This window comes from Ruegeria sp. CI1 (assembly GCF_056536925.1).
The window spans coordinates 85,421-97,981 of sequence record NZ_JBQFQP010000003.1; the positions used below are offsets into that span (position 1 = coordinate 85,421).

Genomic DNA, 12,561 nt, shown 5'->3' on the forward strand with positions numbered 1-12,561 from the left:
AATGACCCAACGCATCGACTTTCAGACCGACCCCTCGAAATACCGCCACTGGCGGGTCGAGTATGATGGCGAGATCGCCAACCTCTTCATGGATGTGGATGAGCAGGGCGGGCTGTTTCCGGGTTACGAGCTCAAGCTGAATTCCTATGACCTTGGCGTCGATATCGAACTGGCCGATGTGGTGCAGCGGATGCGGTTCGAGCATCCCGAAGTCAAGGTCGTGGTGATGCAGTCCGGCAAGGACCGCGTGTTCTGCGCCGGGGCCAATATCCGGATGCTGGGCGGTGCCAGCCACGCGCACAAGGTCAACTTCTGTAAATTCACCAACGAAACCCGCAACACTTTCGAGGCGGCGGAAGAGGACTCGGGCCAGAAATACATCGCCGCCGTCAAGGGCTCCTGCGCCGGGGGCGGATATGAGCTGGCGCTGGCCTGCAACTACATCATGCTGACCAATGACAGCACCTCGTCCGTGGCATTGCCCGAGGTGCCGCTGCTGGCGGTTCTGCCCGGCACAGGCGGCCTGACCCGCGTGACCGACAAGCGCAAGGTGCGCCGGGATCTGGCCGATGTCTTCTGCTCGGTCGAAGAGGGCGTGCGCGGCCAGCGCGCCGTCGACTGGAAACTGGTCGACGAGATCGCCCCCAACTCGAAATTCGACGAGGTGGTGCAGGACCGCGCCCGCGAGTTTGCCGCCGTCTCGACCAAAGCGCCGGCGGACAAGGGCATCGCACTCACGCCGCTCAACCGCACTTTCGGCGACGACGGTTCGGTCACCTATTCCACCGTCGAGGTCACAATCGATCGCGCCGCGGGCCGCGCAACCATCACCATCAACGGCCCGCAAGAGGACGCGCCTGCCGACATGGGCGCGGTCCAGGCCCAGGGCGCGGACACCTGGATGCTGCGCCTCGCCCGCGAGCTGGACGACGCCATCCTGCACCTGCGCCTGAACGAGCGCGAACTCGGTCTCGTCGTGTTCCAGACCCAGGGCGACCCGGCCCGCGTACTGGCCCATGAACAGCTGCTTCTGGACAACGCCGGTCACTGGCTGGCCAACGAGATCCTGAAATACTGGAAACGCGTGCTGAAACGCGTCGACATGACCTCGCGCAGCCTTGTTGCCATCGTCGAACACGGTTCCTGTTTCGCCGGGGTGCTGGCCGAATTGCTCTGGGCCGTCGACCGTTCCTACATGATGCTGGACGAGTTCGAAGGCGACAACCGCCCCCTGGCCGCGGTCACGCTCGGCGCCAGCAACTTCGGCACCTATCCGATGGGCAACAACCTGTCGCGCCTCGCCACCCGCTTCTGGGGCGATCCCGACGCCGTGGACAAGCTGAAGGACCACATCGGCGAACCGTTCGAGGCGCAGGAGGCCGAGGAACAGGGCCTTGTCACCTATGCCTACGACGATATCGACTGGGAGGACGAGGTTCGCATCTTCATGGAAGAACGCGCCAGCTTCTCGCCCGACGCGATGACCGGGATGGAGGCGAACCTGCGCTTTGCCGGTCCCGAAACGATGGAAACCCGCATCTTCGGCCGCCTTACCGCATGGCAGAACTGGATCTTCCAGCGCCCCAACGCGGTCGGTCCCGAAGGCGCATTGCAGCGTTACGGCACCGGCCTGCGCGGCGAATACAACATGGAACGTGTATAAGGGGCCCGGGCCCTTGGCGGAGGAAAGACATGCTTGACCTGATCAACGTAAGTTACGACACCCAGATCCCCAACAACGTGGGCCTGAGCCAGGACAAGAAGGTGCTCAAGGCGCTGGAAAAGTGGCACCCCGGCTATATCGACTGGTGGAACAAGCTGATCCCGCGGGACTTTCAGGAATCGCTGGTCTACCTGCGCACCGCCGTCAGCGTCGATCCCAAGGGCTGGGCCAAGTTCGACTACGTCAAGATGCCCGAATACCGCTGGGGCGTGCTCCTGGCGCCGCAGGTCGAGGAACGGATGATCCCCTGCGGCGAGCACGCGGGCCAACCCGCCTGGCAAGAGGTGCCGGGCGAATACCGCAACCTGCTCAAGCGCCTGATCGTGATCCAGGGCGACACCGAACCGGCCTCGGTCGAACAACAGCGCCTGCTGGCGCTGACCGCGCCCTCGCTTTACGACATGCGCAACCTGTTTCAGGTCAACGTCGAAGAGGGCCGCCACCTCTGGGCGATGGTCTATCTGCTGCACAAGTATTTCGGCCGCGATGGCCGGGAAGAGGCCGACGACCTGCTGCGCCGCCAGTCGGGTTCCGAAGAAGCCCCCCGCATGCTGGGCGCGTTCAACGAGGAAACGCCCGATTGGCTCAGCTTCTTCATGTTCACCTATTTCACCGACCGGGACGGCAAGATGCAGCTTGAATCGCTGGCGCAATCCGGTTTCGACCCGCTCAGCCGCACCTGCCGCTTCATGCTGACCGAAGAGGCGCACCACATGTTCGTGGGTGAAACCGGCGTTGGCCGGATCATCCAGAAAACCTGCGAGGTGATGAAGGAAAACGGCATCGACGATCCCTATGACGTGGGCAAGATCCGCGCGCTGGGTGTGATCGACCTGCCGACAATTCAGAAAAAGCTGAACCTGCATTACACCCTGTCGCTCGACCTGTTCGGGCAAGAGGTGTCGACCAATGCCGCCAATGCCTTCAACGCGGGCATCAAGGGGCGTTACATGGAAAACCGCCTGACCGACGACCACCAGCTTCAGGCCGACACCTATACCGTCTGGGATCTTGAGGACGGCAAGGCGGTCCAGAAACAAGTGCCCGCGCTGACCGCGATCAACATGCGCCTGCGCGACGATTATACCAAGGATGCCGCGGGCGGCGTCGGGCGCTGGAACAAGATCATCGAAAAGTCCGGCATCGACTTCGAACTCAAGCTCCCGCACGAGGCGTTCAACCGCAAGATCGGCGTCTTTGCCGACAAGCTGTTCGATCCCTCCGGCAAGGTCGTCAGCGGCGCAGAATATGACAAGGGCCTGCCCGACTGGCTGCCTACTCATGCCGACGGCGATTTCATCCAGTCGCTGATGAAACCCTGTTACGAGCCGGGCCAATACGCCCGCTGGATTGCGCCGCCCAAGGTGGGCATCGACAATCGCCCCGGCGACTTCGAATATGTGAAACTGCACATGGCGTAACACAAGAAACCCGGGCCAGGTGCCGCTAACGGTAACAAAATGTGACGAAAACCGGATTGACGGACTCACCATTTTTCCGTTTTTTGGGACCTGGCTTGTTCAGAAGGGGAGACCCGCAATGCAGATCGACCGCACCAAGGCTGAGACACCCAATCTCAAGGCTCTCGCTGGTCAGGTATCCGCGCTGCAAGGCCCCTGTGTCGGCTGTTCCGATTGTGTCGGGCTGTGCGCAGCCCTGATCGACACGCTGGTTCTGCCCGACGTCATCCTGACCAAGAGACGCGAGAGTTCATGAACCAGCCGCTCAAGCAGCACCTGATCGACCCCGAAATCTGTATCCGTTGCTACACATGCGAGATGACCTGCCCCGAACAGGCCATCGAACATGACGACATGAACGTGGTGGTGGATGCCGACAAATGCAAATTCTGCATGGATTGCATTCCCGTTTGCCCCACCGGCTCCATCGACAACTGGCGCGTGGTGGCCCAGCCCTATTCGCTGCAGGACCAATACGGCTGGATGGACCTGCCCGAGCAGGAAGAGATGACGGGCGACGAAGGGCTTGAAGCGCTGGACGACTCGATCGCCGCCCTGCTGGCCGAGGCGCACAAAGGCGCAGGGGGCAAGGCCAAGGCGCCGCAGTCGGCCTCAAAACCCACGATCAACATGTACGGCCTTGGCAAGCCCGCGCAGGCCAGGGTCACCGGCAACTTCCGCCTGACGGCCGAAGACAGCGACAACGACGTCCGCCACATCATCCTCGATTTCGGCTCGCTGCCCTTTCCGGTGCTCGAAGGGCAAAGCATCGGGATCATCCCGCCGGGCACGGATGACAACGGTAACGCTCATCTGCCGCGCCTCTATTCCGTGTCCAGCCCCCGCGATGGCGAGCGGCCGAACTTCAACAACCTGTCGCTCACCGTCAAGCGCGAGGAACAGGGCCTGTGCTCGAACTATGTCTGCGATCTCAAGCCCGGCGATACGGTCAACGTGACCGGCCCGTTCGGCTCGACCTTTCTGCTGCCGTCTGACCCGAACGCGCATCTGTTGATGATCTGCACCGGCACCGGCTCGGCCCCGTTCCGCGCCTTCACCATGCGCCGCCAGCGCGAATATCCGTCGCTCGAGGACTCTCTGATGCTGGTCTTCGGCGCCCGCCGCCCGCAGGAGCTGCCCTATTTCGGTCCACTCAAGAAGGTGCCGGAAAGCTTCATGTCCAAACACTTTGCCTTTTCCCGGCAAGAGGGAGAGCCGAAACATTATGTGCAGGACAAGCTGCGGGACGAGGCCGATAAAGTTGGCGAATTGCTGAAGAACCCGAACGGTCACATCTACATCTGCGGCCTCAAGGCGATGGAGCAGGGGGTCGAAGAGGCGCTCAAGGATATCGCGCGCGGTCTGGGACTGGAATGGGCCGATCTGCGTGACCGGATGCGTGACGAAGGACGATACCACGTCGAGACGTACTAATCGTACAACAGGGGTCTGGAAACCGGTACATTTCGGCCTTTTTGATTGCCCATGACGCCGTGGCATCGTAATTTGTGCATTATTTCACACAAAAGACCACGCAGGCGGCATGACCGAGATCACCAACTTCAGGGGCGAAACCACATCGCAAAGCGGCGTTGATCTGGTCGAAACGTCGGTTGATGCGCTGATTGCGCGCGTCGGCGAACGGGTCCGCAAGGCACGCGAAACCCGTGGAATACCGCGCCGTGTCCTGTCCGAAATTTCGGGTGTGTCACCACGATATCTTGCGCAATTGGAAGCCGGCGAAGGCAATATATCGATCGGCCTTCTGCAACGCGTCGCTAGTGCACTCGATCACCGGATCGAATGGCTGGTGGGCGAGGACGACCCGTGGAATTCGGACGCCCTGCGCGTGGCCGACCTGTTTCGCGCTGCCAACGCTGACGTGCAGCAGCAGGTCCTCAATACCCTGACCCCGGTTCCCGCCGAACTGCTCAGAGCCAACAGAATATGCCTCGTCGGCCTCCGCGGCGCCGGAAAATCGACCCTCGGCGCCATGCTCGGCGAGGCGCTGAACCTGCCATTTGTCGAGTTGAATGAACGGATCGAAGAGCAGGCGGGCATGCCAGTTGGCGAAGTCATGGCGCTTTACGGGCAAGAGGGTTACCGCAAGCTCGAAGCGCAGGCCGTGGACCGCGTCATCGCCACCCACGACGCCATGATTCTGGCCGTCGCCGGTGGCATCGTTGCCGAACCGGAAACGTACAACACCCTGCTCAACCATTTCCACACCATCTGGCTCCGCGCCTCACCCGTCGAACACATGGAACGCGTCCGCGCCCAGGGCGACGAACGGCCGATGGCGGGCAATCCCGAAGCGATGGAGCAACTCAAGTCGATCCTCACCAGCCGCGAGGCCCTTTATGGCAAGGCGCTCGCACGTCTGGACACGTCGGGACAATCGCTCGATGTGTCGCTGACACAGCTAAGGGAGCTGGTGAAAGAGCGCGGATTTCTGACCTGAGCCGTCGGTGTTTACAGTGGCTCCCGTAGCCACCCGTCCGCAAAAACCACTCGCTCGACACCGGCCAGTTTGCGAACGCGGTCCAGTTCCGCCTCCAACCTCCGGGTGCGGGCCGCTGACCACCGGGCGCGTCGCTCGGGCCACAGGGCGCGAACGCGCAATTCGCCACAGTCCCGATGCGCTTTCATGTCGATCCGCCCGACCAGGCGATCACCTTCGAGCAGCGGAAAGACATAATAGCCATAAACCCGCTTGGGTTCCGGCACGAACACTTCGATCCGATAGTGAAAGCCGAACAACCGCTCTGCCCGTTTGCGGTCGCGCAGGGCCGGGTCGAACGGGCTGAGCACCCGCATCCGCCCCGGAGCGACCGCCAGCCGGGCCGCCCGCTCCACGACATCGGGTCGGGCAAAAACCTTGCGCGGACGCCCGTCCGCGCCTTCGATCTCAACAGATTCAATCTCGCCGCGTGCAAGCGCTGCCTCACACCACGCCTTGGCCTCGCTTGAGGTGACCGTGTCCCAAAACGCCGAGATTTCGCCCGATGTGGCGAACCCCAACCGGTCAAGCGCCGCATTGCACAGCCAGTTCACCGTGCCCTCGGCATCGCACGGGGTACGACCGGGGCAAAGATGCGTCTCGATCACCCGTTCCGTCAGGTCATAACGCTTTTGAAACCCTTCACGCCCCACAACCGTCAAAGCGCCAGAGCGCCACAGGTATTCCAGTGCAGTCTTTGACGGGTGCCAGTCCCACCATCCGCCCGAGCCCTTCTTTTCATCCGTGCCCACGTCGGAAGATCCGACCGGGCCATGCTCGCGGATGTGATTCAGAACCGACTGGAACCTCTGTTCAAACCCGTCGCGGCGCCAGTTCTTCCAACGCGCCCGAAGCAGCTCGGCATCGCGCTCGAACCGCAAGTGCCAGTGTGGATAGAAGGTCATCGGGATGACAGCGGCATCATGCGTCCAGTGCTCGAACAAAGCCCGGTCACGCTCATAGAGCCGCTTGAGGTTGTCCGTTCGGTACGCCGGCCGGCGCGCGAACAGGATCATGTCATGTGCCCGCGCCACCGTGTTGATGCTGTCCAGTTGGACAAAGCCCAAGCGCTGGATCAATTCCAGCAACGACGCTCCCTTGGTCGGGCCGCTTGGCTGTTCCAGCAATGCATGCCGGTCCAGAAACAGTGCCCGGGCAGCGCGATTATCCAGCCGTTGCAGCGCCACGAACTCAGCGCCGCTTCAACGTGTCCCCATAGCTGATCTTGGGGGTCAGCGTGACGCGCGTTTCAATGTCGGTGTCCGGGTTTTCCAACCGCGCCGCGATGATCTCGGCCGCCTTGCGCCCGATTTCCAGCCGACAGGCATCCATAGTCGCCAGCCTGCGCGGCAGGCCCTGCAACAGCTCGACATTGTTGAAGCCCGCCAGCCCGATCTGACCGGGCACGTCGATGCCCTGATCCAGCAGGTACAGCAACCCACCCGCGCCGATCATGTCGTTGGAATAATAAAGAAAATCAAGCTCTGGTGATCGCTCCAGCATGGTTTGCGTCATCTCACGCCCCTTGGCCAGTGCCGAACCGCCGGAATAGAACTCGCGATCCTCTATCTCGACCCCGTTCTTGCCCAAGACCTCGGTAAACCCTTCGAAACGCTTTCTGGCCCGGTGATCCAGCGGCATCTTGGTGCCCATGAAGCCGATATGTTCATAGCCCGCTTTCAGGATCGCCTGCGCCATCTCGCGCCCGGCGCGGCGGTGCGAAATGCCGACCATCGCATCCACCGGCTTACCGTCAACATCCATGATTTCGACCACCGGAATCCCGGCGGAATCAAGCATGGCGCGGGCGGCTTCCGTATGCTCCAGCCCGGCGATGATCACACCCGAGGGCCGCCACGAGAGCATCTCGTACAGCACCTTCTCTTCCTTTTCGGGCAGATAATCGGTGACGCCCACCACCGGTTGCAATTCGGTATCTTCCAGTACCTGGTTGATGCCGGTCAGAACCTCGGGAAAGACCATGTTGGACAGCGACGGGATGATCACCGCCACCAGATTCACCCGGTTCGAGGCCAGCGCGCCGGCAATCTTGTTCGGGACATACCCAAGTTCTTTCGCTGCGGCCAGGACACGCGTGCGCGTGGCATCCGATACATCCCCCCGATTCCGCAACACCCGGCTGACGGTCATTTCGGACACGCCGGAGGCTTCCGAGACATCACGAAGGGTGAGCGGGCGTTTTGTTTCTGTAGTCACCTGGATACCTGCGCTGTTTGTTTTGCCCGATGGTAGCGCGAACGAATAGATTTGTACAACTGTCCTCAAAGGCCATGACAAGCTGAACAAAGGCGGTTACAGAGGGGCGGCGTGGCCCCGTGGCTCAACTGGATAGAGCAGCCCCCTCCTAAGGGGCAGGTTGCAGGTTCGAATCCTGCCGGGGTCGCCAAAACCACCTGAAAAATATGGCTTATTTACAGGACGTTGTGCGGAAGACTGCAAAAAGTCCCGTCAGCTTTCGGGCCGTAATCGACTGAAACGGCCGATTTCTCGTACAAGACCTGTACAAAATTCGCACGTTTGTGCGTATTTCGGGGGCCAATCATGAGCCGCCATAGCTTTGATCCCGAAATCGCGGGACGTGTTGGCCTGAACGCGGCGGTGATTTTCCAGAACATCACCTTCTGGATCGAGAAGAACCAAGCCAATCGCCGCAACCTTCGAGACGGGCGGTATTGGACTTACAATTCGATCTCGGCCTTTAGTGAGTTGTTCCCCTATCTGAGCGAAAAGCAGATCCGAACAGCGCTCGAAAAGCTGGTCAGCGCAGAGCTGATCATCAAGGGCAATTTCAGCGATGATCGTTATGATCGGACCTGTTGGTATGCCTTGGGCAACTCCATTTGCCCAAATGGGCAAATCGATCTGACCGAAAGGGAAAATGATGCATTTGCCCCTGAGGGCAAGCCATCTGCCCCTGAGGGCAAATCCTATAAGAACAGATATAAACCATATCAAAAACCAAATCCTTCGCACGCGAAGGTAGCGGTGGAGGATGAGATTTCAGAAAAGATTTTGTCCGCCTACCCCGAGGATCGCGTTCGCGGCAAAGCGGTTTGTAACTCGCAAATCCGCCAAGCGCTGGCCGACGGAGTGGACGCCAAAGACCTCGAGGACGCCGTGCGGACCTATGCGACCGAGAGCGAAGGCTTCACCCGCTCCAAGGTGTGCTTCTCCGACAATTGGTTCTCCTCTGGCCGTTGGTTGAAATACCTTCAGGAGGTTGAGGAGGCGCGAGAAGCGGGCAAAGCCAAAGAGGCTGAATTGCTGAAAGGTTTGGCCGATTGGGTCACGGACAAGCATCCCCTTTGCCGCCACATAACACCCGGCCAAGTGACCGCTTTGCTAGCCGCGAACCTAGTCAGCTCAGCTGAAATCGAAGCGGCGGGGCTTAGCGCATGAGTGCGATCGATCTCCACAAAGAGCAGAGAGCAAGGTTACCCACCGATTACATCGGCGGGACTTGTGAGGGGCGGCCAGCCTCCCCTTCAAACCCCAACCAAACGCACGCAAGCGGCGTCAAAGAGGGCCTTTCCGAGAGCGTGATCTTTCGATGCACCCCGTCGGAAAAGGCCGCGCTTGTGGCCAAGGCGCGCGCCGCTGGCCTGCCCAATGCCACGCTGATGCGCGAGGCATTGGGGCTGACCGAGGCACGTCGGCGCAAGCCCGTCCCCCGAGTTGACCCGAAGCTGACCTTTGCGATTGCCCGCGTCGGCGGCAACCTCAATCAGCTCTCCCGCTGGATCAACGGCGCGGTCAAATCCGGCTGCGCGAGCCAGATCGATGCGCTCAAGGTCACGACGCAGCTTGTGGCCATCGAGCGGCAATTGGCGCAGATCGTGGCGGCACACACGGGCGGTGGCGAATGATCATGTCGTTCTTCTCCACCGGTACGGGAGGCGGTGCAGCCCCCATCGACTACCTGACCGCGCGCGAAGTTCTGGCCTATGACGAGAACCGCAATCTGATCCGTGATGATAACGGCCAGCCGCAAACCAAGATCCGCGACCCGCTGCCCGAGGTGCTGCACGGCAATCCTGATCAGACCCGCGACCTTATCGATGCGAGCCCCAACAAATGGAGCTACACGGCAGGTGTGATCAGCTTTGCCGACAGCGACGATCCCAGTCCCGCCGCCCAGCAAGAGGCCATTGAGCTATTTGAGGCTCTGGCCTTTGCTGGGCTGGACAGGGATCAATACGATTGTCTCTGGGTGCGCCACTCGCATGAAGGCAATGTCGAGCTGCACTTCTGCACGCCACGCCTTGAGCTGAGCACGGGCAAGGCGTTGAACATCGCACCGCCAGGCCATGAAAACGCCTTTTCCAGCCTGCGTGATTTGATGAACAAGACGCACGGTTGGGCAGACCCTTTGGAGCCAGATCGCGCTCGCGAAGTGAGGGCGACGATTGAAGCGCCGACGCGCGCGCAAGGTCGCGAAGCGCTGCACGATTGGATCCTCGATCAGATCAGCGTCGGCACCATCACCGACCGCGCCAGCATGATCGATGCTTTGGCCGATGCAGGCTTTGATATCCCCCGTGCCAGCAAGAATTACATCACCGCCAAAGACCCCGACACCGGCGAGCGCTGGCGTTTGAAAGGAGAGATTTTCCATGACGACTGGCAAGCCGAACCGCCTCGCCGAGAAATTGAACGCGGACCTGGAGACAGTACGCAGCGACCACGCCGCCTTGATGGCATCTCAACTGGAGAGCTTCAGGAGCGATTTCAGCAGCATTGCGACCAGCGCGCTGCATACAATCGAGACCGATATCAGGTTCTTTCTGAGCGACAGCAGGAGCGAGTTGGAGGGGCGGAGCGAGACGATCAGGCGCTGGTTGACGATCTCACCCTGGGTGATCGTGGTGATGGTCTCATCCTGGATCGCGACAGTGCTGATCGCGAGTTGGTTTTGGGCGGGCTTGATCACGCGCTCGGAGATGACGAGGCTTGGCCTGACACGGATCGAACAGGCTGGGCAGACATGGGTGACGCTGGACCCCGACCGGACCGAATTGAAGACCTGCACCATGGCCGGGACGCCGGTCATCTGTATCGAGATCAAGGAACCCTAGATGACACAGACCCTGACAGCATTGGAACGCGAATTGCTCGCATCCGTCGAGCGGTTGGTGACGGCCTGCGAGAGTTCAGCCAAGGAATTGCACGCCTTGGAGAAGCGCTCGACCAGCAGGATCGAAAGCAAGGTGAATGGCTTGGCGCATTGCGTGGCGCTATTGATGAAATCACATCTCACGTCCGTCACCACATTGGCCGACTTGCTGCGCGAGGAGCAGAATTACGCGACGCTGCAGGCGGGGTTAGAGACCAGCTGGAAACTAGCGAAAGACGCCGAGAAGCGACTGAAAGAGAGTTAGACGCGAGAGATAGCCACCGCAGCGCCGGACATTCGCTTTGATCTAACTGCAAATGTTGGCGTGGTTCGAGGGTCTGCAGTGGGAATCTTAGATTCGTTCTGCAGCAATTCACCACACGTCTGCGATTTCTTTGCTGGGTGCGTAGCGGATAAACCGGAACTTCATGTAGAATGCAGCGAAGAGCTCGAAAGAGCCCTCACCGTGAATTCGAATTTCTCGCTGCGTGCGCACGCGGCACGAGAATCGCAGCAGTTGCGTAAATCCAAACGCTACCACGCGGCGTAAAATCCGGCCATTCAGGCAATTCGCAGCGAGGGTTCGAAGGCGAAGGGGCAGGTTGCGGACGGAACCGACTTTGGCAAGTGCAAGAAAATCTGCACACCATCGTGCTCTTCGGCGCGACTGATAGATGCTTATGGACAATACGAACAGCGTCACGGTTAGCTGTGCTGCCTTCGAAAACGGCTCGGTGTTTCACCTGTCCACCGCTTCACGGCGCGGGAAAGCGTTTCCTGATTTGCGTAGCCAAGCTCATGCGACAATTCCTTGAGCGAAATACTCGGATCTTCTCGCAGCCGTTCGAGGGTTCTGTCAGCGCGAACCTTCTCGACAATCTGCGCAAGGTTGGTGTCTTCCTCCGAGAGTTGCCGTCTGAAACTTCGCGCGCTGGTACTTGCCGCTGCAGCCAATCTGCCCAGCGTGGGCTGAGCCTTTCCAAGCATACTGCCGACCAACACGGCGGCTTGATCTGAGAGCGTATGCCCCGAGAGCAAAGTCGCCTGCTTCAAAGCATCGGATTTGGTTGCTTTGGTTATGACATGTTCTGGAAAGGCCTTACCGGCAACCCTCTCATCGATAAGAACGTCCAGAGCGCGGTTTTCGGCGGGCTGCACGCGATCACCAAGCCACGGTTTTAGATGGGACACGCCGGTTTCCGGATGAGAAACCAACGCGACGCGTGCAACAGATGGCGAGGCTCCGGTAGCGACGCTGCACATCATGTCGATCAACGACGCGACGTATTGCTGGACGTAATGCAGGGTTTCCAAATCACCTATGTCCAAAGCCCAGCCGTCCGTTATGCGCAGTGATTTTGGTTCATCGATGACCGTGAAAATCTCATGTGTCGAGTGTGCTGGCATCTTTCGCGATATCCTGCGAAGCCCCTCACGCACAGTCGGGCCCACAAAAGCAGCCGCACCGATCACACCGATTTCAAAACCACCGCGCCCGTTCACGATGCGGTGCGGCGCGTCAGCGCCTGCTTCTCTCGATATCTCGACCAAAAACTGAACCGCGCCGCGCAGGGGTATGGGAAGGTATGGTTGATCCTCGGGAACCCACTCCAGCGCTGCCTTGGCCAGTAAATGCTCTACGTCAAGCTGGGTTTGATTTGCCCACCGCCGCATCGGATGAATAGCCGCAGCGCGGATGAGTGGTATGGATGTTGTCATCTTGTTGTTCCTGCCGTGCCCTCTG

11 protein-coding genes and 1 tRNA gene are annotated in these 12,561 nt (G+C 60.2%); 9 read left to right on the plus strand and 3 right to left on the minus strand.

Annotation, left to right across the window (positions count from 1 at the left end):
• Position 1 precedes the first annotated feature (1 nt).
• From boxC to ACR0LZ_RS04200, 5 genes are all read left to right on the plus strand, one after another.
• Positions 2–1,663 (plus strand): 2,3-epoxybenzoyl-CoA dihydrolase, encoded by a 1,662-nt coding sequence (gene boxC / locus ACR0LZ_RS04180; RefSeq protein WP_480748524.1) that lies wholly within the window; start codon positions 2–4, stop codon positions 1,661–1,663.
• A 29-nt stretch (positions 1,664–1,692) separates the two neighbouring features.
• Positions 1,693–3,144: a benzoyl-CoA 2,3-epoxidase subunit BoxB gene (gene boxB / locus ACR0LZ_RS04185; RefSeq protein ID WP_480748525.1), complete on the plus strand. Its 1,452-nt coding sequence runs from the start codon at positions 1,693–1,695 to the stop codon at positions 3,142–3,144.
• 118 nt (positions 3,145–3,262) lie between these two features.
• On the plus strand, positions 3,263–3,439 hold the full coding sequence (locus ACR0LZ_RS04190; RefSeq protein WP_480748526.1) for a hypothetical protein: 177 nt from the start codon (positions 3,263–3,265) through the stop codon (positions 3,437–3,439).
• Positions 3,436–4,617, plus strand: coding sequence for a benzoyl-CoA 2,3-epoxidase subunit BoxA (boxA, locus tag ACR0LZ_RS04195; protein ID WP_480748527.1), 1,182 nt, complete (start codon positions 3,436–3,438; stop codon positions 4,615–4,617). Before ACR0LZ_RS04190 ends, boxA begins: the two co-directional genes overlap by 4 nt.
• Before the next feature lie 109 nt (positions 4,618–4,726).
• The gene (locus ACR0LZ_RS04200) at positions 4,727–5,644 is read left to right on the plus strand and encodes a helix-turn-helix transcriptional regulator (RefSeq protein ID WP_480748528.1); all 918 of its coding nucleotides are present in this window, start codon (positions 4,727–4,729) and stop codon (positions 5,642–5,644) included.
• Positions 5,645–5,655: 11 nt separating this feature from the next.
• Here the strand turns inward: ACR0LZ_RS04200 and ACR0LZ_RS04205 are convergent, their stop codons facing one another.
• Together ACR0LZ_RS04205 and ACR0LZ_RS04210 are read right to left on the minus strand one after the other, a co-directional pair.
• Positions 5,656–6,870 (minus strand): winged helix-turn-helix domain-containing protein, encoded by a 1,215-nt coding sequence (locus ACR0LZ_RS04205; RefSeq protein WP_480748529.1) that lies wholly within the window; start codon positions 6,868–6,870, stop codon positions 5,656–5,658.
• Positions 6,871–6,874: 4 nt separating this feature from the next.
• Positions 6,875–7,900: a LacI family DNA-binding transcriptional regulator gene (locus ACR0LZ_RS04210; protein ID WP_480748530.1), complete on the minus strand. Its 1,026-nt coding sequence runs from the start codon at positions 7,898–7,900 to the stop codon at positions 6,875–6,877.
• Positions 7,901–8,013: 113 nt separating this feature from the next.
• On the opposite strand from ACR0LZ_RS04210, the gene ACR0LZ_RS04215 reads away from it, so the two are divergent.
• The 4 genes from ACR0LZ_RS04215 to ACR0LZ_RS04230 all read left to right on the plus strand — a co-directional run bounded on the left by ACR0LZ_RS04215 (position 8,014) and on the right by ACR0LZ_RS04230 (position 11,123).
• Positions 8,014–8,090 (plus strand) — tRNA-Arg (locus ACR0LZ_RS04215).
• Between the two features lie 320 nt (positions 8,091–8,410).
• Positions 8,411–9,103, plus strand: a complete 693-nt coding sequence (locus ACR0LZ_RS04220; protein ID WP_480748531.1) for a hypothetical protein — start codon at positions 8,411–8,413, stop codon at positions 9,101–9,103.
• Positions 9,100–9,570: a plasmid mobilization protein gene (locus ACR0LZ_RS04225; RefSeq protein WP_480748532.1), complete on the plus strand. Its 471-nt coding sequence runs from the start codon at positions 9,100–9,102 to the stop codon at positions 9,568–9,570. Before ACR0LZ_RS04220 ends, ACR0LZ_RS04225 begins: the two co-directional genes overlap by 4 nt.
• A gap of 2 nt (positions 9,571–9,572) precedes the next feature.
• Complete coding sequence (locus ACR0LZ_RS04230) at positions 9,573–11,123, plus strand: relaxase family protein (RefSeq protein WP_480748533.1); 1,551 nt, start codon at positions 9,573–9,575, stop codon at positions 11,121–11,123.
• 399 nt (positions 11,124–11,522) lie between these two features.
• Here ACR0LZ_RS04230 and ACR0LZ_RS04235 read toward each other — a convergent pair whose 3' ends face one another.
• Positions 11,523–12,536: a helix-turn-helix domain-containing protein gene (locus tag ACR0LZ_RS04235; RefSeq protein WP_480748534.1), complete on the minus strand. Its 1,014-nt coding sequence runs from the start codon at positions 12,534–12,536 to the stop codon at positions 11,523–11,525.
• Between the last annotated feature and the right edge of the window lie 25 nt (positions 12,537–12,561).

Excerpts from the sequence above, each read along its gene's own strand:
- boxA (WP_480748527.1), top strand. The coding sequence starts at position 3,436 with ATGAACCAGCCGCTCAAGCAGCACCTGATCGACCCCGAAATCTGTATC.
- ACR0LZ_RS04190 (WP_480748526.1), top strand. The coding sequence starts at position 3,263 with ATGCAGATCGACCGCACCAAGGCTGAGACACCCAATCTCAAGGCTCTC.
- ACR0LZ_RS04235 (WP_480748534.1), bottom strand. The coding sequence starts at position 12,536 with ATGACAACATCCATACCACTCATCCGCGCTGCGGCTATTCATCCGATG.
- ACR0LZ_RS04225 (WP_480748532.1), top strand. The coding sequence starts at position 9,100 with ATGAGTGCGATCGATCTCCACAAAGAGCAGAGAGCAAGGTTACCCACC.
- boxC (WP_480748524.1), top strand. The coding sequence starts at position 2 with ATGACCCAACGCATCGACTTTCAGACCGACCCCTCGAAATACCGCCAC.
- ACR0LZ_RS04230 (WP_480748533.1), top strand. The coding sequence starts at position 9,573 with ATGTCGTTCTTCTCCACCGGTACGGGAGGCGGTGCAGCCCCCATCGAC.
- ACR0LZ_RS04200 (WP_480748528.1), top strand. The coding sequence starts at position 4,727 with ATGACCGAGATCACCAACTTCAGGGGCGAAACCACATCGCAAAGCGGC.
- boxB (WP_480748525.1), top strand. The coding sequence starts at position 1,693 with ATGCTTGACCTGATCAACGTAAGTTACGACACCCAGATCCCCAACAAC.